Source organism: Brevibacterium aurantiacum (genome assembly GCF_900169065.1).
GTDB classification, from domain to species: domain Bacteria; phylum Actinomycetota; class Actinomycetes; order Actinomycetales; family Brevibacteriaceae; genus Brevibacterium; species Brevibacterium aurantiacum.
The window spans coordinates 1-19,942 of record NZ_FXZB01000013.1 but is presented as its reverse complement, the minus strand read 5'-3'; the positions used below and the strand labels follow the sequence as shown (position 1 = coordinate 19,942).

22 protein-coding genes are annotated in these 19,942 nt (G+C 63.2%); 7 read left to right on the top strand and 15 right to left on the bottom strand.

Annotated elements, in window-relative coordinates:
* Positions 1-28 precede the first annotated feature (28 nt).
* The 5 genes from pafA to dop are packed head-to-tail and all read right to left on the bottom strand — an operon-like array spanning position 29 to position 4,655.
* Positions 29-1,432: a Pup--protein ligase gene (pafA, locus tag BAUR9175_RS10245; protein WP_096161968.1), complete on the bottom strand. Its 1,404-nt coding sequence runs from the start codon at positions 1,430-1,432 to the stop codon at positions 29-31.
* On the bottom strand, positions 1,432-2,127 hold the full coding sequence (gene prcA / locus BAUR9175_RS10240) for a proteasome subunit alpha (RefSeq protein ID WP_096161967.1): 696 nt from the start codon (positions 2,125-2,127) through the stop codon (positions 1,432-1,434). Before prcA ends, pafA begins: the two co-directional genes overlap by 1 nt.
* Positions 2,124-2,924: a proteasome subunit beta gene (gene prcB / locus BAUR9175_RS10235; RefSeq protein WP_180957319.1), complete on the bottom strand. Its 801-nt coding sequence runs from the start codon at positions 2,922-2,924 to the stop codon at positions 2,124-2,126. The genes prcA and prcB overlap by 4 nt, the downstream gene beginning before the upstream one ends.
* A 1-nt stretch (position 2,925) precedes the next feature.
* Positions 2,926-3,117 (bottom strand): ubiquitin-like protein Pup, encoded by a 192-nt coding sequence (locus BAUR9175_RS10230; protein WP_009881295.1) that lies wholly within the window; start codon positions 3,115-3,117, stop codon positions 2,926-2,928.
* Positions 3,114-4,655, bottom strand: coding sequence for a depupylase/deamidase Dop (dop, locus tag BAUR9175_RS10225; RefSeq protein WP_069600206.1), 1,542 nt, complete (start codon positions 4,653-4,655; stop codon positions 3,114-3,116). Before dop ends, BAUR9175_RS10230 begins: the two co-directional genes overlap by 4 nt.
* A 32-nt stretch (positions 4,656-4,687) precedes the next feature.
* Here dop and BAUR9175_RS10220 point away from each other — a divergent pair, with 32 nt between their 5' ends.
* Positions 4,688-5,095, top strand: coding sequence for a DUF3054 domain-containing protein (locus BAUR9175_RS10220; RefSeq protein WP_069600207.1), 408 nt, complete (start codon positions 4,688-4,690; stop codon positions 5,093-5,095).
* 14 nt (positions 5,096-5,109) lie between these two features.
* Here BAUR9175_RS10220 and arc read toward each other — a convergent pair whose 3' ends face one another.
* Genes arc through BAUR9175_RS10205 form a run of 3 tightly spaced genes read right to left on the bottom strand, consistent with a single transcriptional unit; the run spans position 5,110 to position 9,003 of the window.
* Positions 5,110-6,762 carry a proteasome ATPase gene (arc, locus tag BAUR9175_RS10215; protein ID WP_009881298.1) on the bottom strand — a complete coding sequence of 551 codons (1,653 nt, stop codon included), beginning with the start codon at positions 6,760-6,762 and terminating at the stop codon, positions 5,110-5,112.
* Positions 6,759-7,796 (bottom strand): tRNA (adenine-N1)-methyltransferase, encoded by a 1,038-nt coding sequence (locus BAUR9175_RS10210; protein ID WP_009881299.1) that lies wholly within the window; start codon positions 7,794-7,796, stop codon positions 6,759-6,761. The genes arc and BAUR9175_RS10210 overlap by 4 nt, the downstream gene beginning before the upstream one ends.
* A gap of 46 nt (positions 7,797-7,842) precedes the next feature.
* Positions 7,843-9,003, bottom strand: a complete 1,161-nt coding sequence (locus BAUR9175_RS10205) for a site-2 protease family protein (RefSeq protein WP_009881300.1) — start codon at positions 9,001-9,003, stop codon at positions 7,843-7,845.
* A gap of 106 nt (positions 9,004-9,109) precedes the next feature.
* Between BAUR9175_RS10205 and BAUR9175_RS10200 the strand changes: the two genes are divergently transcribed.
* Positions 9,110-9,919 carry a RecB family exonuclease gene (locus BAUR9175_RS10200; protein WP_029416455.1) on the top strand — a complete coding sequence of 270 codons (810 nt, stop codon included), beginning with the start codon at positions 9,110-9,112 and terminating at the stop codon, positions 9,917-9,919.
* On the opposite strand, the gene BAUR9175_RS10195 is transcribed toward BAUR9175_RS10200, so the two are convergent.
* Entirely contained in the window at positions 9,897-10,556 is a 660-nt protein-coding gene (locus tag BAUR9175_RS10195) for an HAD family hydrolase (protein WP_029416458.1), read from the bottom strand. The genes BAUR9175_RS10200 and BAUR9175_RS10195 overlap by 23 nt on opposite strands.
* Before the next feature lie 22 nt (positions 10,557-10,578).
* On the opposite strand from BAUR9175_RS10195, the gene BAUR9175_RS10190 reads away from it, so the two are divergent.
* Entirely contained in the window at positions 10,579-11,409 is an 831-nt protein-coding gene (locus tag BAUR9175_RS10190; RefSeq protein WP_009881303.1) for a proteasome assembly chaperone family protein, read from the top strand.
* A gap of 70 nt (positions 11,410-11,479) precedes the next feature.
* Here the strand turns inward: BAUR9175_RS10190 and mshC are convergent, their stop codons facing one another.
* The 3 genes from mshC to BAUR9175_RS10175 form a co-directional block, all read right to left on the bottom strand.
* Positions 11,480-12,739, bottom strand: a complete 1,260-nt coding sequence (gene mshC / locus BAUR9175_RS10185) for a cysteine--1-D-myo-inosityl 2-amino-2-deoxy-alpha-D-glucopyranoside ligase (RefSeq protein WP_009881304.1) — start codon at positions 12,737-12,739, stop codon at positions 11,480-11,482.
* A gap of 73 nt (positions 12,740-12,812) precedes the next feature.
* A complete protein-coding gene (locus BAUR9175_RS10180; RefSeq protein ID WP_101583671.1) occupies positions 12,813-13,625 on the bottom strand; it encodes an SCO1664 family protein in 813 nt (270 codons plus the stop codon).
* A gap of 5 nt (positions 13,626-13,630) precedes the next feature.
* Positions 13,631-14,194: a DUF3090 domain-containing protein gene (locus BAUR9175_RS10175; protein WP_096145573.1), complete on the bottom strand. Its 564-nt coding sequence runs from the start codon at positions 14,192-14,194 to the stop codon at positions 13,631-13,633.
* A gap of 57 nt (positions 14,195-14,251) precedes the next feature.
* Here BAUR9175_RS10175 and BAUR9175_RS10170 point away from each other — a divergent pair, with 57 nt between their 5' ends.
* Complete coding sequence (locus BAUR9175_RS10170; protein ID WP_009881307.1) at positions 14,252-14,533, top strand: hypothetical protein; 282 nt, start codon at positions 14,252-14,254, stop codon at positions 14,531-14,533.
* 63 nt (positions 14,534-14,596) lie between these two features.
* Here the strand turns inward: BAUR9175_RS10170 and BAUR9175_RS10165 are convergent, their stop codons facing one another.
* Positions 14,597-15,499, bottom strand: a complete 903-nt coding sequence (locus BAUR9175_RS10165) for an aldo/keto reductase (protein ID WP_069600211.1) — start codon at positions 15,497-15,499, stop codon at positions 14,597-14,599.
* A gap of 69 nt (positions 15,500-15,568) precedes the next feature.
* On the opposite strand from BAUR9175_RS10165, the gene BAUR9175_RS10160 reads away from it, so the two are divergent.
* Positions 15,569-16,402, top strand: coding sequence for an undecaprenyl-diphosphate phosphatase (locus BAUR9175_RS10160; RefSeq protein ID WP_009881309.1), 834 nt, complete (start codon positions 15,569-15,571; stop codon positions 16,400-16,402).
* Between the two features lie 128 nt (positions 16,403-16,530).
* On the opposite strand, the gene BAUR9175_RS10155 is transcribed toward BAUR9175_RS10160, so the two are convergent.
* Positions 16,531-17,235, bottom strand: a complete 705-nt coding sequence (locus BAUR9175_RS10155) for a histidine phosphatase family protein (protein WP_101583670.1) — start codon at positions 17,233-17,235, stop codon at positions 16,531-16,533.
* 37 nt (positions 17,236-17,272) lie between these two features.
* On the opposite strand from BAUR9175_RS10155, the gene BAUR9175_RS10150 reads away from it, so the two are divergent.
* Together BAUR9175_RS10150 and BAUR9175_RS10145 are read left to right on the top strand one after the other, a co-directional pair.
* Positions 17,273-17,476, top strand: coding sequence for a DUF5703 family protein (locus BAUR9175_RS10150; RefSeq protein WP_029416462.1), 204 nt, complete (start codon positions 17,273-17,275; stop codon positions 17,474-17,476).
* 10 nt (positions 17,477-17,486) lie between these two features.
* The gene (locus BAUR9175_RS10145) at positions 17,487-18,464 is read left to right on the top strand and encodes a DMT family transporter (protein ID WP_009881312.1); all 978 of its coding nucleotides are present in this window, start codon (positions 17,487-17,489) and stop codon (positions 18,462-18,464) included.
* Here the strand turns inward: BAUR9175_RS10145 and BAUR9175_RS10140 are convergent.
* Entirely contained in the window at positions 18,418-19,725 is a 1,308-nt protein-coding gene (locus tag BAUR9175_RS10140; RefSeq protein WP_035277984.1) for a M20/M25/M40 family metallo-hydrolase, read from the bottom strand. The two genes, BAUR9175_RS10145 and BAUR9175_RS10140, sit on opposite strands and share 47 nt — an antisense overlap.
* Positions 19,726-19,942 lie beyond the last annotated feature (217 nt).

The window sequence follows — 19,942 nt, the reverse complement described above, 5'->3', positions numbered from 1 at the left end:
TTTCGTTCAAGACCAGATCACTGAGATCTTACAGGCCCGCGATGAGAGCTTCGGCCTGTGGGTGTGTGGGCTCGAAGGGGTTCTTCAGTGCCACGGCCCGACCGGATTCGTCGTTGAGTCGCAGATGCACCCAGTCGACCGTGTAGTCTCGGCGTGCGGCATGAGCGGCACGGACGAATTCGCCGCGGATCGCTGCTCGTGTGCTCGTCGGCGGAATGTCCTTCGCCTTCTCCCGTGCCTCGGCGGAGACCAGGTTCTTCGCCATCCCTGTCCGCTCCAGCTTCGGAAACAGGCCGGTCTCGGGAGTGATGTCGTGATAGGCGATGTCGAGGCGGGAGATGCGGGCATCCGTGACGTCATCGATGCCCCGGGCCAGGGCTCGATCGATGAGGGTCTTCTTCATCACCCAATCGATCTCGTGGTCAACGGCGGAGAAGTCCTGAGACTCGACCGCCTCAAGCATTCTGGTCCACAGGTCGATGACGTATTCGGCCATGCCATCGTCGCCGAGGCTGTGGTCGCCGTTGTCGACGATGACTCGAGCACGGTCTCGATAGTCGGCGAGCAGATTCAGCGGGGTGATCGTCGTCCCGTCGGTGCGTTCGAGTTTGACCGAGCCCGTGAGGTCCCTGGCGACGAGACGGATGTCGCGGACGGGGTGGCGCAGGCCGTGTTCGGGGATCCGTGCTCCCTGTTCGATGAGGTCGAGCATGAGCACGGCGGACCCGATCTTGAGCGCCGAGGTGGCTGTCGACATCGAGGAGTCACCGACGATGACGTGCAGCCGGCGGTACTTCTCCGCGTCGGCATGGGGCTCGTCCCGGGCGTTGATGATCGGGCGTGATCGGGTTGTGGCCGAGGACAGTCCCTCCCACATCACATCCGAACGTGCCGAGAGTCCGAACATCATCTCCGACTGGTTGGCCTCGACATCGGGTTGGAACGAGGACTGTGCGGGAATGATGGCCCCGGCCCCCACCAACAGCTGCCTGGACACGAGGAACGGCAACAGCACCGTGGTGAGACGGTTGAAATCGAGGTTGCGGCGGATGAGGAAGTTCTCGTGCGAGCCGTACGAGTTCCCGGCCGCGTCCGTATTGTTCTTGACCATGTGGATTCTGCCGCCGAGGCCATCTGCTTCGATACTCGCCTGGGCCTGATTCAGCAGATCGATCATCAGTGACTCCCCTGCCCGGTCCTGGGTGAGGAGGTCGCTGAGCTTGTCGCATTCCGCGGTGGCGTATTCGGGATGGGATCCCACATCAAGGTAGAGCCGCGAACCGTTGGGCAGGAACACGTTCGAGGAGCGTCCCCACTCGACAACGGGTCGGAACAGGTAGCGTGCGATCTCCTCCGGGCCGATCCGTCGATCGCCCTCTCCTGCCGAGTGAGCGAGACCGTATTCGGTTTCGAGGCCGTAGATTCTGGCCATCAGTCCTCGTCTTCCCGCAGCGAGACCATCAGGGCGTCGCTGAGTCGTTTGAATGTGCGGTGTCCGCTGGCGTTGCGATCAAGCACCGCTGCTTCGAGATCCTTGGTCGCCAAGGTCCCAGAGGTGGCGATGGCGAGTGCGCGAACACCATGGTCGAAGACCTCGCTCAGCGGCATCACCGAGGTCCTCAGGTCCTTCAGTGTTGCGGTGATCGCATCGGCCTGCCCGCCGATGGCCACGTGCTCGGTCTCATCCATCACCGAGCCGTCGTAGCTGAGGCGGTAGAGCTGATCTGTGTCGGCGGTCAGGCCGAGTTCGGCGACGACGAGTTCGACTTCGAAGGGCTTCGACTCTGTGGTGAAGACCCCGGCCAGGGTCTGTGCGTAGGCGTTCGTCAGGCCCCGAGCGGTGACATCGCTGCGGTGGTAGGAGTATCCGCGCAGGTCGGCGTAGCGCACCCCGGCTTGGCGCATCGTCTCGAATTCGTTGTACTTCCCCACGGCAGCGAAGCCGATGCGGTCGTAGATCTCGGCGATCTTATGCAGCGTCGGTGAGGGGTTCTCCGCGAGCAGGAGGATGCCTTCGTCGTAGCGCAGAACCACCACGGACCGTCCTCGGGCGATGCCCTTGCGGGCGAAGTCGGCCCGGTCCTTCATCAGCTGTTCCGGTGAGACGTAGAACGGTGCCTGGCTCATGACTGGGCCTTCCTGGTCCGACGGTCTACGACCTCGGCGGCAACCGACATCACGTCGGCGGAGGGGACCTCGACGACGCCGTTTTCCAGGTCGACGGTGAAGATGGTCGGGGCGATCTGTCTGACGAAGTCGGGGCCGCCGGTGGCGGAATCGTCGTCGGAGGCATCGAAGAGTGCTTCAACGGCGACCGAGATCGCCGCGTCGAATTCGAGACCGGGCTGCCACAGCTTCTTCAGCGCCCCGCGAGCGTAGCCGGATCCGGAGCCGATCGAATGGAATCGGTGCTCTTCGTATTTGCCGCCGGTGACGTCGAAGCTGAAGATCTGTCCGGCAGGAGTGGCCTCGTCGACTCCAGCGAAGAGCGGAACCACGGACAGTCCCTGCATGGCCAGGCTGAGGTTGCCGCGCAGCATCGATGCCAATCGGTTCGCCTTGCCGGCCAAGGACAGGCGGGCGCCTTCGATCTTCTCGTAGTGTTCGAGTTCGAGTTGGTAGAGGCGGATGAGGTCGAGGGCAAGTCCGGCAGTCCCGGCGATGCCGATGACCGAGAAGTCATCGGCCGGGCGCACCTTCTCCATGGAGTGGGAGGCGATCATGCTTCCGATCGTCGCGCGCCGGTCACCGGCCATGAGGATTCCCGCGGCGGTGCGGAAGCAGATGATGGTCGTGCCCTCAGGGACCTGATGTCCCAGATCATGCCCGGCCGTGGTCGGCAGCGCCTCTGGGGCCACGGCACGGGCGAATTCGACGAACGAGTTGCTCGTCGAGCTCAGAAATGCAGGAGAGAACCCCGACATCTCATTGGCCGCCCTTCTGGACGAAGTTGCGCACGAACTCCTCTGCATTCGTTTCGAGGACTCCGTCGATCTCGTCGAGGATCGAATCCACGTTCTGGGTGTTGATCTGTCCCTGCACGGCCTCCGGCGGATCGACGGGTGCTTCTCCCCCGCCGGCCGAATGATCCTTCTGCACCTGTTCCTGCGAACTCATTTCGCACCTCTTTCATCGTTCGTCGTTTTCAGTCTATCCACTCCCAGCGCCTGCAGCAGTGCCTGCGCATCGGGCACTTCGGCCAGTCGCTCGGCCAGGAGTTCGCGGGTGCCCTTCAGCGGTTCGCTCATCGGCAGACGCACGATCCCGTAGTCTCCGGCGTCGAGGACGAGCGAGTCCCAACTCGCTGCGACCAGCGATTGCGAGAATCGGGTCACGGCCAGGGATCTGAGGTAAGCGCGAGTCCCGTCGGGTGCTGAAGTCACCGCCTTCTCCACCTCATCATCGGTCGTCAGGCGTCGGATCCGCCCGGCCTTCTCGAGCTTGTAGAACAGACCCTTCTCCGGCCGCACATCGTGGTACTGAACGTCGATGAGAGCCAGCTTCGGGTGATCCCAGTCGAGGTTCTCCTTCTGCCGGTAGCCTTCGAGCAGCACCCATTTCGCAACCCAGTCGATGGAATCCGAGAGGCTGCGCGGGTCTGTGCTCAGACCATCTAAGAGTCGTTTCCATTCAGCGAGGACCTCGCTGGTGTCGGCGTCATCACCAGCGTGTTCGAGGCAGGCGGAGAGGTACGCGTTCTGGATCTCGAGGGCTGTCATCGTTGTGCCGTCGGACATGGGCAGCTTGGTGCTGAGTTCGAGGTCATGGCTGACATCCCACAGTGCCTGCATCGGGTCGGCGAGTTCGAGAGTGGGGGCGAGTCCGGCTTCGATGAGTCCGAGGACAAGCGAGGTGGATCCGAACCTGACCAGGGTGGCGGGTTCGGCCATCGTGGCATCACCGATGATGACGTGCAGTCGACGGTATTTGGCCGGATCGGCGTGGGGTTCATCGCGCGTATTCACAATCGGCCTGCGCAGGGTGGTCTCCAACCCCACTTCGGCTTCGAAGAAGTCGGCACGAGATGAGATCTGGAACCCTGCGGTCTCGCCTTCGCGCCCGATGCCCACACGACCGGATCCGCAGAGAATCTGCCTGCTGACGAAGAAGGGAATCAGGCCCACGACGAGGTCGTCGAAGTCCACTGCCCGGTCGACGAGGTAGTTCTCGTGGGTGCCGTAGGACGAACCCTTCGAGTCGGTGTTGTTCTTGTAGAGGTTCACGGGTTCGTCTGTGGCCGCGAGAGTGCGCACCGAGGCCAGGGCCACGAGGTCTCCGGCCCGATCGTAGGTGACGAGATCGCGCGGAGTCAGCACCTCCGGCGAGGAGTATTCGGGGTGAGCATGGTCCACGTAGTAGCGAGCACCGTTCTCAGTCACCACGTTGGCCAGGTACTGTGCTTCCACCGATTCTTGGGGCATGTGGGTGAGCTGGGAGATATCGGCGTCGGCGACGTTCATGAAGAATCCGCGGGCGTCGGCCAGAGGGGATTCCGTGGCGAAGTCCCAGAAGTTCTGGGACGACTTCAGCCCGCGCTGTCCCGCATAGGCGTCGACGACACGCGCCGAGTCACGCATCGGGTTCGCGCCCGGATTGCCCGGCTGGCTCAGCCCGAACTCGGTCTCGGACCCCATCACGCGGTGGACACTGAGCATCTGAACTCCCTCTAACGTTTAGACTCGGGGACGTGGCAACGAAGAAATCTCATCTCCCGATCGCGTTGATCGTCGACCTCGTCCTGGTCGTCCTCTTCACCATCATCGGTCATTACACACATTCTCATAATTTCGATCCCCAGGGGCTGCTGACCACAGCGTGGCCGTTCCTGGTCGGACTCGGCATCGCCTGGCTGCTCGCAGCTGTCTGGGACCGTCCGATCGCGCCCTTGGCCACGGGAACAGGAGTCTGGGCGATCACCATCCTCATCGGCCTCGTCATCCGCGGCATCACGGGTGCCGGAGGCGAGCCGGGACAGGTGCCCGTGAGCTTCATGATCGTGGCCACGAGCCTCAATCTCATCACCCTGGTCGGGTGGCGCATGATCGCCACGGCCGTATCCGGCGGCGGCACCAGGCCTCGCCGACGCCGCCGCTGAACAGGCGGACCGGATCAGACCAGATCTGAGTTCGGGTACACCTCGGCGATGTCCGACTCCAAAGGCACCGCAGGCGCTCCACGAGTCGTATCCAGGTGCATCATCCGCAGATGAGTCACCCGCTCCCCCTTGCGTCCTGAGATTCGGGCCCATTCGTCGGGATTCGTCGTATTGGGCAGATCTTCGTGCTCGCTGAATTCCTCGGCGATGGCCTCTTCGAAGTGCCTGGGCTGCAGACCGCGTTCACCCGTCTCGAGCAGAGATTTGATCGCGCTCTTCTTCGCCCGGTCCACGATGTTGTGGATCATGGCACCGGAGGCGAAGTCCGCGAAGTGCAGGACTTCCTTCGCTCCGTCGGCATAGGTGACTTCGACGAATTCGTTCTCCGGCGACAGGGCGAACATGCGATCGACACAGAACGAGATCAGGGCCGACACCGCCTCGGCGGGGGTCTCATGTCCTGACAGCACGCTCGGGTGCAGCGGCAGGTCGACGGTGAGGTACTTCTCGAAGATGTCTCGGGCCGCATCAGCATCGGGACGTTCGATGCGGATCTTCACATCGAGGCGTCCCGGGCGCAGAATGGCCGGGTCGATGAGGTCCTCACGGTTCGATGCGCCGATGACGATGACATTGTCGAGCTGTTCGACACCATCTATCTCGGTCAGCAGCTGCGGCACGATCGTCGTCTCCACGTCCGAGGACTTGCCGGTGCCGCGCGTGCGGAACAGCGATTCCATCTCGTCGAAGAAGACGACGACGGGGAACCCGGCCGAAGCCTTCTCCCGAGCCCGGGCGAAGATGAGTCGCAGCTGACGTTCGGTCTCACCGACGTACTTGTCGAGCAGCTCGGGGCCCTTGATGTTGAGGAAGTAGGTCTTCCGAGACTGGCCTGCTCCGGTTCGATCTGCCAGCGAGTTGGCCACGGCCTTCGCGATCAGCGTCTTGCCGCAGCCGGGTGGGCCGTAGAGCAGGATGCCCTTGGGTGGTTTGAGGCCGTGCTCGGTGTAGAGCTGAGGGTGTTCGAAGGGCAGCTCCACTGCGTCCTTGATCTGACCGATCTGGTCGGCCAGTCCACCGATGTCGGAGTAGGTGATGTCCGGGACCTCTTCGAGCAGCAGCGAGGAGACTTCCGGCTTCTCAACAACCTGGAGGGCGTAGTGAGTACGGGTGTCGACGACCACGGCGTCTCCGACGCGCAGTCCGGAGTCGATGAGATCTTCGCCGAGGATGAAGACCTGCTCATCATCGCCGGGAGCGCCGACGAGGATGCGGGTGTCGTCGACGAACTCACGCACGTTGACGACCGAGCCCACCGGGGCGAAGGAGCCGGTCCCGATGATGACGAGGCCTTCGGAGAGCAGCACGTCGGTGCCGGCACGCAGCTCGGCAGGGTCCACCTCGGGGCCGACGGCGACGCGCATTCGGCGTCCGCCGACGATGACGTCCGCGTTCAGTCCCTTATCGCCGAGCCCGATGAGCGTGCCCCAGTTGTTCGGCGGCTCCGTCAGTCGACGGGCCTCTTCCTTGATCCTGTTGAGCTCATCGCGTGCTGTGCGCAGGGTCTTCGACAGGGCTTCGTTGCGTTTTCCGGCGCTGAAGAGCTGTTGGCGCAATGCCGCAGTGTCCTCGCGCTGACGTTTGGCTTCGGGCGTGGTCTCGGTCATTGGTCCTCCTTCGACCCTTGAGTGTCCGACTCGGGAGTCGACACGTCGTGGTCCAACCGTTTTCCTGCTTCGCGCATGACGCGACGCAGTTTCTTTCCCTGTGCGACTCTGGCGCCGACGGCTTCGTTGGTGACTTCCGGTTTCGTCCAGGCATCAACGTCTTCGCTCGATGCCGGGGCGCCCTGTGGTCGTTTCTTCTTCTCCAACGGGGCGACTCCGGGTGCCATGCGTCGGGCGATGACGAGGAAGCCGGTGTGGGCGATCATCCGGTGATCGGGACGGACGGCGAGTCCATCCACGTGCCAGCCTCTGACCATGGCTTCCATCGACTGAGGTTCGCTGAAGCATTCGGTGGCCCGCAGCGCCTCTACGAAGCGAGAGAGCTGGGGCACGGTGGCCACATAGGCGATGACGACTCCCCCGGGTGCCAGAGCCCCGCTCACCGCGTCTAGAGTGTTCCACGGTGTGAGCATGTCCAGGACGACCCGGTCGACGGTGCCTGGCTCGTAGGCCTGAGGCAGCTCCTCGCTCAGGTCCCCCACGGTGACCGACCAGTTGTCGGGGCGTCCGTCGAAGAAATCTGCGATGTTCCCGGCGGCGATGGTCGCGAACTCTTCGCGCAGTTCGAAGGAGTGCAGCCGTCCGGTGGGACCGACTGCCCGCAGCAGGGCCATGGACAGTGCCCCGGATCCGACGCCTGCTTCGACGACGACTGCACCGGGGAAGATGTCGCCGAGGGTGACGATGAGCCCGGAGTCCTTGGGATAGACGACCGCGGCCCCTCGGGGCATGGACAGGACGAAGTCCTCGTAGCGGGGACGGAAGACCTGGAAGTCGATGCCCCCGGTGTTCGACACGATGATGCCTTCGGTGCGACCGATGATGGCGTCGTGTTCGATGAGTCCCTTGTGGGTGTGGAACAGCTCACCGGGAGCGAGCACGATGGTGTGCATACGGCCCTTGGGGTCGGTGAGCTGAATCTTCTCGCCGATCTTCAGGGCCCGGCGGGGATCGGTATGGCTTGCCTCAGTCATGATGCGTCCACTCTACGCTGATGGGAAGTGTCTCAGCACACCTGGTTCAGGCTGCGAGAAGCTCGTCGAAGAATTCCTGCAGGTCGATCACGCCCACCAGGGTGTTCTCGTCCATGACCAGGCTGAATTGCGCCTTGGGGCGATGTGTCAGCGACTCGAGCAGATGGGGTGCTGTGATGTCCTTCGGGACACCGATCCACCCGGCGAGGGGGCGGGCGACTTCTCCGGCCGGGACCTGGTCCAAGGACTCGGCGAGGCGGCCGGCAGCGGCATGCCTGTCAACGAGGCCGTAGGGCAGGCCCTTCTGGTCGAGGACGACGATGAGGGTGCGTTCCTTCGCATTGCCCAGCGTGTTCGCGTAGTCGAGAGTGTCCGCAAGATCGGCGTCCCAGGTTGCGGCGATAGCCGGCTGGATCACCTGGGAGAGGTCGTAGGTCTCCATCTTCCGGGCCCGCTTCGCGTGAGTTGCCGCGTCTCCGGCGGAGAACCACAGCATGATGGCGATCAGCGACATCCACGCCACCGTCAGAGGGTCGGGACGCTCTCCGGCCAGCAGCGGGGTGATGACAGACCAGCCGATGAAGCCGATGGCGATGACTCGCCCGACCCAGCTGGCAACGATCGTGCCCAGGTACTGCGAGCCGGTCAGTCTCCACATCAGAGCCTGCAGAGCCCACCCTCCGTCGAGCGGAATGCCCGGCAGCAGGTTGATCGCGCCGAGGGCGACGTTGGCGAAGGTGACCGCGATCAGCAGGAGCCACGGCACCGAGGTCGGCGAGACCGCGCTCAGGCACCACCAGCCCAGCAGCGCCAGCACGATGTTGACGATCGGACCGACGATGGAGATGACGAAGCTGGTGAGCGCCGCCTTGTCACGAGGATTGTCGGCCTGCGGCTCGAACCGGGTGAATCCACCCCAGATGTTGAGTTCGATCGCGGCGACCTTGAGCCCGTAGAACTGGCCGGCGACACCGTGTGCCAGTTCGTGGAGGAAGACCGACGCGAACAGGAGGACCGCATACGCGAAGGCGACGAACCAGGCCCAGACACCGAGGTCGGGCCGGACGGTATTCACCCACGGGGCGAACAGGATCGTGATCACGATGGCGGCGAGGAACCATGACCAGGCCAGGATCACCGGGGCGCCGAGAACAGTCCCCAGGCGCAAGCCCGAAGAGGCACCAGTCTGGTGATTTTTCGCGGACATGGAAGGAGTTCCTCTTGCTTGGGGTCGGGTCTACTCAGCCTAACAGCGACGGGGTCCTCGACGTGTTCTGACGCGTCGTGTCAGGGCAAGTCGTTAGAGTAGTCACATGGCCGAGCTGATCAGTCTTTCGCCCTCACGGGCAAACGACTTCGTACAATGTCCCTTGAAATTCCGATTCCGCAGCATCGACAAGCTGCCGGAGCCGCCTTCGCAGGCCGCCTTCAGGGGCACGGTCGTCCACTCCGTGCTCGAGAAGCTCTTTGAGCTGCCCGCTGCACGACGGACCCAGGATGTCGCCGAGTCGCTGCTGCGTCCCAGCTGGGACGAACTCGTCGACAAGGACCCCGAAGTGCTGGAGATCTTCGGAGACGAGGGTGAGAAGGAGACCTTCTTCACTACGGCCGCAAACCTGCTGCGTGCCTACTTCAGTCTCGAGTTCCCCGAGCACCTCGAACCGGAGCAGACGGAGAAGTATGTCCGCACCCAGCTCGACAACGGTCTCGAGCTGCGCGGCTTCATCGATCGGGTTGATGTCGCCCCGGGCGGTGAGAAGCGTCTGGTCGACTACAAGACCGGAAAGCAGCCCAAACCCCAATACGGCAGGGAGGCCCATTTCCAGATGGGCTTCTACGCCCTCGTCGAATATCGGCTCACGGGTGAACTCGTCCACACTCTGCAGCTCATGTATCTGGGGTCGCAGTCCATCCTCAAGTCTCATCCCACGATGAGTGACATCGAGCGCACCCAGTTTGAGATCGAGTCGATCTGGAAGGACATCATCGCCTCCGCCGAGGCTGATCGCTGGCGTCCGAAGAAATCACCCCTGTGCAACTGGTGCACCTTCAAACCGCTGTGCCCGGCATGGGGGAACACTCCCCCACCGACTCCGGAGATCACACGGATAGTCGGGACGTGAGCTCCTGCAGGTCAGCAACACCGCGCCCCTGAAGGCTCGACCACAGGTTCCGGCCCGGGCGCTGTTCGAGCTCAACCAGGTGCGGGATGCCGATGGCGATGGTCCCGGCCGCTTCCGCGCTGGCCAACCCAGGCTTTGAGTCTTCGAGCGCCACGCAGGCTCCCGGTTCCAGCCCCAGCAGCGCCGCACCCTTGAGGTAGGGCTCGGGATCCGGTTTGCCGGCGCTGACCTCGTCGCCGGCGATGAGGCCGACGAAGCTGCCCTCCGGGCATGCCGAGATGACGGCTTCGGCGAGTCGGCGATAGGACATTGTGACCATCACGCAGGGAATTCCGGCACTCACGATCGCGTCGAGGAACTCAAGAGCTCCCGGACGGAACGGCACTGAGGCTTCGATCTTCGCAACGACCTCGTCGAGGAGGGTGTCGACGATCTCTCGGGCGGGCAGGTCGAGTCCCGCGTCCTGCATCATCGCCGCAGAGGTGAGCAGATCATTGCCCACGAATTCCAGGCCCTGCTCTTCGGACCAGTCAATGCCGTGAGCGTTCATCAGTTCGGTCTCGGCCCTGATCCAATACGGTTCCGTATCAACCAGAGTTCCGTCCATGTCCCAGAGGACTGCGGCAGGATTCGTCATGATTCCAGCGTAATCTGGAAGCATGACTTTTCTTCCATCAGGGTCCGGGGCACTCGTGTTCATCGCCTTCGAAGGGCAGGATGCGGATGCTTCCGAAGCCGCAAGTTCGCTGGTCAAGGATCTCATCGATGCGTGGGAACTCAACGACAGTGAGATCTTGGACACCGACGGCTTCTATGAGTTCAGATTCTCAGAACCTGAGATCGTGCGAGACGAATCGAACCGCGCAACGATCGCCTGGCCGGGCATCGAAGTCCATCGGGGGCAGCACATGGGCACCCCGATCACCATCATTCAGGGACATGAGCCGGGTCTGAAGTGGCGTGAGTTCCTGTCCCTCATCCTCGCCGAGGTCACCGCCGAGGATTGCGTGGTCCTGCTCGGAGGGCTGCACGCCGAGGTCCCGCACACGCGACCGCTGCCAGTCGTTGCGAACACCGAAGACATTCGCCTCGCCACTCATCTGGGCATCGATGTCAACGGGTATTCGGGTCCGATCGGCATTCTCGGCCTCCTCGGCGTCGAATGCGACAGACGCGGGCTGCGCGCGATCAACCTGTGGGTCGGCGTGCCCGACTACCTCACCGACTCCCCCTCACCCAAGGCAGAACTGGCCCTCGCCTCGGCGGTGGAGAAGTACACCGGGCACGAGATCGACATTCCCGTGCTCGAAGAAGAGAGCCGAGCCTGGGAACTCGGTGCTGATGAGCTGGTCGCGCTCAACCCACATCTGGTGGAGCTGCTCAAGGGACTCGAAGAACTCAATGACTCCACTGAGCTGCCCGAAGCCAGCGGCGATGCGATCGCCGCCGAGTTCGAGCGCTACCTACGCAAACGCGGTCGCGAGAGGTAGTCGAGCCCGAGAGCCAGTCGACTCTGAGAGCCAGTCAGGCTCTCAGAGTCGGTCAGACCCTCAGGGTCGGTCAGGCGTGCAGATTGATGCCGAGCAGGGCGTCGACGGCGTCGGCGACCCTGTCTCCGCACACCGGCGCGGTCTCGGCCGCGGGTGAGTCAGCGTAGTGCTCGGCCCATTCGTCGAGAATGCCCAATGCACGGGGGCTGTCGAGGTCATCTGCCAGGGACTCACGCAGCAGCCCGATGATGTGCCCGCGCAGTCCTTCCCGACATTCGGCTTCGCACATCGCCGCATGCCTCCAGGCCTTCAGCCGCGCCGAGGCGGTTTCCAGCAGGTCCTCGGTGAAGTTCCAGTCGCTGCGGTAGTGGTTCGACAGCAGCACGGTGCGAATGACCATCGGATCAACACCCTGTTCGCGCAGCTTCGACACGAGCACCAGGTTGCCCTTCGATTTGCTCATCTTCTCGCCCTGGTATCCGACCATGCCGGTGTGCATGTAGGTCCGGGCCAAAGGTGTCTGCTTCCACGCAGCCGCGTGGGCTGCGCTCATCTCATGGTGTGGGAACACGAGGTCGCTGCCGCCACCCTGGACGTCGACAGGAAGCCCGGCATACTTGTCGGCGATGACGGTGCATTCGATGTGCCATCCCGGGCGTCCCGGCCCGAGCTTTCCGCCGTCCCAGGACGGTTCGCCTTCGCGTGCGGCTTTCCACAGCAGCGGGTCGATCTCATTGTCCTTGCCCGGAGTCTCCGGATCCCCGCCGCGTTCGGCGGAGAGTTTGGCCATCGTGGCCCGATCATCGTGGCTGACGCTGCCGAAGGGCGGATTGATCGGGGTAGAGACTCGGTAGTACACGTCACCGTTGTCGAGGGTGTAGGCGGCCCGCGAATCAACGAGGTCTTCCACCGCCTTCACGATCTGGTCGACGGACTCGACGACGCCGATGTAGCTCTGCGGAGGAAGCACACGCAGTGCGCTCATGTCCTCGCGGAAGAGTTCGATCTGGGATTCAGCGAGTTCACGCCAATCGACACCGGTCGCGTCGGCCCGCTCAAGCAGGGGGTCATCGACGTCGGTGGTGTTCTGCACATAGACGACGTCGAGCCCCGCGTCGCGCCAAACCCGGTTGAGCAGGTCGAACGCGACATAGGTTGCGGCGTGACCGAGGTGGGTGGCGTCGTACGGGGTGATTCCACATACATAGAGACCCGCTGCCTGGTCACGCCCTTTGAGTCTGCGTGGGCTCCGAGTGCCGGTGTCGAAGACTGTCGGCACCTTTCCGGAGCTGGTGAGGCGGGGTAGCTGAGGTTCGGACCATGACTTCACGGAGACTAGCCTAACCGAGTCATAGCAGAACGGCACTTCCTGCCTCAGACGATTCTCGCGGTCGTTTCTCAGCCTAGATCGGCGGCCAGGGGATGACGGTCCGATCTTCGGGCGGTTCGGGGAAGGTTCCGGCCTCCCCCAACGCCTCGGCGCGGCGCTGCAGGCTCTCGATTTCGTCCTCGTCCAGGCACTCCTCCAGCGCGGAGACCAGCTCCGTGGGCATTCGAGCCACCTCGTCGAGAGCATCGAGTTCTTCCACCCGGAACGACGAGCGAGAGAATCCCCACAGTACGGTCCGCAGCTTCTCCTCGGCATGGAATGTCAGACCGTTGTCGATGCCGTAGGTGCCGATGCTGGTCGGGCCGCTGCCCGGCAGGTAGCTGCCGGTGATGATGTGGCCGGCTTTTCTGTCGGCGTTGTTGGCCAGAAGGTCGAAGAAGGCGATCGCTCGGAGTTCGTCCCCGGTGTCGTGGGACAGCACGAGATCGGTGCCGTCCTCGGTGCGCAGGGCGAACATCGGGGTGTGATCGGCCGGGATGGCGTTGACCGTGGTGAGGGACACAGAGTCATCGTCGCCGGCGTCCTCGACGTAGGCCTGCAGGGAGCCTATCCCTGCCCCCAGATCTTCGCGCAGGACGGTTGGCGGGACCACGTTGAGGTCGAGGTGGGAGCTCAGTCGGTAGGACGCCACTTCACGCAATGAGAGGGTGTGCTGCGGAAAATCGGCGAGGGGACGTTCTCCCGATGCCGGTTTGTAGACGGCTTTGAGGTGTGTGCCGGCATGGTCGACGACCACCAGGCGAGTGTCGTTGCTGGCTCGTGGGATTGCCCCCATCACGGTGCAGGAGCCTTCTTCCAGAGCCTGCCTGGCGAAATCTTCGTGCATGGGACTCAGGTTCGCGCAATCCCATTGGCGCGGGGGCACAGGTGGCCTTCTGGCTCCAACGGCAGCGAACAGAAGGGGCAGTCGCCACGACCGGCGGAGACGACCTGGTCGGCTCGGCGCGCGAATTCGCGGGAGCCGGCGGCGTCGAGAACGATGCGCAGCACCTCCCGGTCCACTTCATCGTCGTCGGGTTCTGCCGAGGTGCCCGTCTGAGCGTCCGCTTCGGTGAGTTCGAAGCATTCGACCACGAGCTCGTGGGCGACGGTGTCCCACCCCAGGCTCATGGTGCCGACCCGGAACTCCGGTTCGATCGGCACGTTGAGGCCGGCGTTGTCGATGCGTTCGTCGATGGCAGATTGGGGCACTCGCGCCGCAGGGTCTTTGACCATGACCATGTCGAGAAGTTCGGTGATCCGATCGGCGAGGATCTCGACCTGTTCCTTCTCCACCACCACCGTCGTCAGTGAACTTCCTGATTTCGCCTGCAAGAGGAACGTTCGCTCGCCGGGCAGACCGATCGTGCCGACGATGAAACGTTCTGGGGTGGGGTGGTCGTACAAAGCTGCCATGCCTTCAGCCTAGTTCAAAGACTTACATGTCCGACTTCCCTGGGATACATTTGAGTCATGAGCACTGATCCTCGTGAGGCCCTGGACGCATTCCTCGAAGCAGTGGGTGAGCACTTCGCTGCATCCGCACACCGCAATGGAGACCAAGACCCCCGTGTCGAAGCTGCCTACATGGCCTTAGCCGACGCCTTCGAAATCTATGAGGACGCGATCTATACCGCGTACGACGAGGTCACTCCGTTCGAGCTCTTCGACGATGTCGAAGACGCCAAGGAGGATGACGACGACAACGACCTCGACGGTGATTTCGCCGTCGAGGACGATGACGAGGACGACTGAGCTTCGTCGACCCTGTCTGAAACCTGGTCAGTCAGCCTGAACCTGGTCAATCAGGCTGCAGGATCAGGAGATCTGATCGAGCACCTCGGCGATCTCGGGTTCGAGTTCGACCTCGCTGCTGACCACCTGGGACAGCTGTTCGGGGGTACGGGCGGAGACCAGTGACGACGTGATGCCCTGGTACCTGTTGAATGCCAGTGCGATGTCCGCCGTGGTCACGCCCAGTGCAGCCGCAGCCTTGCGGACTCCTGCCAGCACCCGAGTCGAACGTTCGTCGAGGTAGGCACCCACATAGTCGGTGAGTTCACCCACCGCGAAACGCGAGTCCTGTGGAGTGCCGCGCCGATATTTGTCGCTCAGCACTCCCCTGCCCAGGCTGGCACCGGCGATGAGTCCCACCCCTGCATAGTTGGCTGCGGGCAGCAGATCGTTCTCCGCCTCCCTGTTGAGCAGGGAGTATTCGGTCAAGGCGCAGGCGATCGGCACGCCCGCTCCGCGCATCTCCGCCAGTTCCCAGCCGGCGTGGTGAGACACACCGACGTAGCGGATCTTGCCCAATGTCAGCAGGGTGTCGATCGCCGAGGCGGTCTCTGCCCTGTCCACGTCAGCATCGAAGACATCGAGGATGAGCACATCGATGTGCGAGCGTGCGGTCGTGCGCAGCAGCGAATCCACCTGGTCAAGGATCCGAGCTCGCCCCAGACCCACCTCGATGTGGGATGGCTCACTCATTGACACGCCCACTCGGGCAACCAACACGATCTCCTCAGAAAGTCTCAGCTGGGACAGCACCTGGGCCGCGTGGACACCTGAACTGGGAAGCTCAATGAGGTTCCCACCAGCACCGACGTACTCGTCGACGAGTCGCTGTGCGACTGCGGCGTCGACCCGGTGCCCCCATTCGAATGTGCCGAGACCCACTTCGCTGACTTCAAGACCGGTGCTGCCGAGGCGTTGTTGCTTCATGATTGTTGAGGTTACCCGATTCGGCGACTACCGTGGTTTCGTTCCCACCCCACTTTCTCTAGGAGACGCATGTACGACTGGCTGGTCGCCGCTGTGCTCGGCATCGTTCAGGCACTGACGGAATTTCTCCCGATCTCATCCTCTGCACATGTGCGCATCGTCGGAGAGTTCATGCTGCCGGGCCAGGACCCGGGAGCGTTCTTCACCGCCATCATCCAGATCGGCACCGAGGCGGCTGTCGTCGTCTACTTCTGGCGCGACATCGTCTCCATCATCTCCAAATGGTGCAAGGCGCTGGTCGGAAAGCATGACCGCAAGGACCCGGAGGTCCGGCTCGGCTGGCTGATCATCGTGGGCTCCATCCCCATCGTCATCCTGGGTCTGCTCTTCCAGGACGCTATCGAAGGTGCCCTGCGCAGCCTGTGGATCACCGCGACCATGCTCATCGTCTTCGGTCTCATCATCGGCCTCGCCGACTGGGTGGGCAAGAAGGAACGCACTCTCGAGGATATGACCTGGGGCCAGGGCATCGCCTACGGCTTCGCCCAGGCGCTTGCCCTCATCCCCGGAGTCTCGCGGTCCGGCGGCACGATCATGGCTGGACGCTTCATGGGCTTCGACCGCCCGGCAGCCGCCCGCTATTCGTTCCTGCTCGCCATCCCGGCCGTCCTGGGCTCAGGCTTCTATTCCGTCTTCCAGACGCTGGGCAGCACGGACATGGTCATCGGCTGGGGCCCGACGATCCTCGCCACCATCATCGCCTTCGGACTCGGACTCCTCGTCATCCATTGGTTCCTCGGATACGTGAAGACGAAGTCGTTCGCGATCTTCGTCTGGTACCGCGTGGCCCTGGGTCTCGTGCTCTACGTTCTGCTGGGCACCGGCGTTCTCGCCGCCACCTGAGCCACCGCCGCCACCCGAGCCATCGGATAACGACCCAAGGGGTCAAGCCGAGAGAAGGGCGGTCACAGCAGCTGCGGTGACCGCCCTTCAGCGAGTCAAGGAACCTTCAATGCTTCAAGGAACGAACTTCAGCGCAGCCCTCCGCCGCCCGGCGTGTTCCCCTCGGCCAGCCCTGCGGCGGTGATCGACATTGCACTCAGCACGGGTCGGGGTCCTGAGTAGTCGATGACGGTGAATGAGCCCGGTGCCACGCTGATGCGCTGAAAGTCGTCGAGCGGCATGGCCAGCGCGTCGGCGATGAGCGCCTTGATGATGTCTCCATGAGAGACGAGCATCGCCCACCGGCTGGTGCTGGTCTTCTTCTCATCGGAGTTTGGGTCTCGCTGCTTCTCGTCGTCGCGCTCTTCATTACGCAGCTCCTCGACGACGGTCGCTACGCGTGCGACGGCACGCTCAGCCGCCTCGGCGATGGACTCTCCGCCGGGGAAACGTGCTTGGGATGCATTGTCGATGACGGTCTTCCACAGTTCTTCACCACCGAGGTCCTTGAGACTGCGTCCCGTCCACTCCCCGTAGTCGAGCTCGATGAGATCGTCGATGGCTGCCACGGTGTCGGCGCTGATCGTCTCCCGCGCGATCTCTGCGGTCTGCTCACACCGCAGAAGCGGCGAATGCAGCAGGCGGGAGAAGTGTTGGTTCGGGAGCATCCGCAGGGTCTCACGAAGGGCGCTGATACCCTGATCGGTCAGCGACACGCCGGGAGCGCGCCCGGCGAGGATCCCTGCTGTGTTCGCACTGGATACGCCGTGCCTGAGGAGAACGATGACGGGCATGCCATCAACCCTAGCCCAGATCATCTACAGTGGGCCTATGAAACGTCAGCGTCCGGCCATGACCTATGAGTTTCGCAAGGTCTCGTTCTCCAGAGATACACCCCGCTCGGTCAGTCTTCAGGAACTCAACGATGAGGCCGAATACGGCAAGTGGGAGCTCGCCCGGACTCGGATCTCCATGGGAGGCACCAAGACTGTCTGGCTGCGTCGCAAGATCATGCCTCTGACGTTGAGCAGCTGACACCACTCCTGTGAAATCACCCGCTGCGCTTCTTCCTGTCCTCTTCGCCGGCTTCGTCACCATCGTGGCCGGCGGTGCCATGTCTCTCCAAGGTCGCGCCAACGGCCTCCTCGGCCCGGTTCTGGGCCATTCGGTCTTCGCCGCGCTCGTGTCCTTCATCGTCGGGCTCATCCTCGTGGGGACGACGATGCTGTGCTCCTCGCGCTCTCGGACCGGTGCGCGGACTCTGATCCGCCTGGTTCGCAGCCGTGCGATGCCGTGGTGGATGCTCCTCGGCGGTCTCAGCGGCGGCCTCGTCGTCATCGCCCAGGCCTCGACTGTCCCGATCATGGGCGTCGCCATGTTCACGATGGCCTTTGTCTCCGGTCAGGTCACCGGTGGCCTTGCCGTCGATTCCACACGCCTGCCGCCGGGCGGGAAACAGCGTCTGACGGTCCTCCGGGTCTTCGGGGTCATCGTCGTCATCGCGGCCCTGGTCTACGGCGCGTCGGAGAGGCTCACGCTCGGAGTCCCCCTGTGGGCTCTGCTTCTGCCCTTCGTCTCCGGTGCTCTGACCTCCGTGCAGCAGGCGTTCAACGGACGGATCAAGTCAGCCACCGGGTCGGTCATCGTGGCCACCACTGTGAACTTCGCGGTGGGGTTCCTCGCGCTTCTCGTGGCTGCGGGAGTCATTATGCTCAGCGGAGTGTCCTGGGCAGGCTTCCCGACGGAACCGACTCAGTGGTGGATGCTGCTCGGCGGAGCCTTCGGAGTCATCTTCATCGGGCTGACCGCTCTGACTGTGGCCAAACTCGGTGTCCTCCTGCTCAGCCTGTTCTCGCTGTTCGGGAATCTCCTCGGCGCGTTGCTGCTTGATCTCCTGCTGCCGATTCCCGGATCCCTGGTGAGCACCACGACGGTCCTCAGCGCCGCCCTGGTGCTCGTCGGAATCGCGATTACGATTATGTCTTCATCAGGAAATCGCCCAGGACCCTCGCCCCGAACTTGAGCGCCGAAATGGGCACCCGCTCGTCGACGCCGTGGAACATGGCTGGAAAGTCGAGATCGCCGGTCAGCTGCAGTGGGGCGAACCCGTAGCCGGTGATTCCCAGCTCCGCCATGGACTTGTTGTCGGTGCCGCCTGAGAGCGTGTAGGGCAGAACCTTTGCTGTGGGATCGTCATCGAGCAGGCTCTTCTGCATCTGAGCAACCAGCGGGGTGTCGAAGGGGGCCTCCAGTGCGTCCCCCTCGTCATTGGCCTCGATGTCGATGCCCTCCCCCGCGAGCTCCTTGATCTTGAGCATCACATCCTCGTGCTGACCCGGCAGGGTGCGGCAGTCGACGTAGGCGGTGGCCGTGCCCGGGATGACGTTGTGCTTGTAGCCGGCGTTGAGGAATGAGGGATTCGAGGTGTTCTGCAGGGTGGGTGCGACGAACTTCTCGACCGAACCCAGTTCAGCCAGGAGCTCGCCGATCGTATCGGCACGGAATTCGATTCCGGTGATCTCTGCGACGCCCTCGAGGAGCTGCCTGGTGGCCACCGGGATCTCCTGCGGCCATGGGTATTCGCCGATGCGCGCAATAGCGGCAGCGAGACGCGTCACCGGATTGTCGTCGTTGCGCTGGGAGCCGTGGCCGGCCGTCCCATGTGCGATGAGGTTGAGCCAGGCGAGTCCCTTCTCAGCTGTCTGGACGAGGTAGACACGCTGACCTCGGACATCGACGGAGTAGCCGCCGACCTCGGAGATCGCTTCGGTGGCACCGGAGAAGAGCTCCGGGTGATTGCGGACCATGTACCGGGCGCCGTAGTTGCCCCCGGCTTCCTCGTCGGCGAAGAAGGCGATGATGAGATCACGACGGGGACGCAGACCCTGGCGCAGCATGTCTCGGACGGCGGCGATGATCATCGCGTCCATGTCCTTCATGTCAACGGCCCCGCGACCCCAGAGCAGCTCATCCTTGATGACACCGGCGAAGGGGTCCACGCTCCAATCCTCGGCTGCCGCCGGGACCACATCGGTGTGGCCGTGGACGACGAGAGCGTCGGCATCTGGGTCTGTGCCCTTGATCCTTGCCACCAGCGAGGCCCGTCCCGGTTCCGATTCGATGATGGTGGACTCCAGGCCCACCTCGTCGAACCAGGCGGCGATGAGATCCGCGGCAGGGCGTTCAGGATTGACCTTGTTGCCGCCCCAGTTCTGGGTGTCGATGCGGATGAGCTGCTGGCACAGAGAAGTGACCTCGGCTTCGGCGGCGCTGAAATCGTACACGGTGTCTCCCGTCGGATCGGTGGAAATCGCTGATGCGATCCACGTTATAGCAACTGCGTCGACGACACCGTAATATCCGCCAATCGTGATGGGTTAGCGGCATAAATGTGTGTACAGGATAGGCCCCTTCCCCAGTAAACAGTAAGGCAAGACAGGATTAAACATGCTCTGGAAGCATGTTCAGTGTCTCTTCCTAGGAATCAACCCAGGTGTGGTG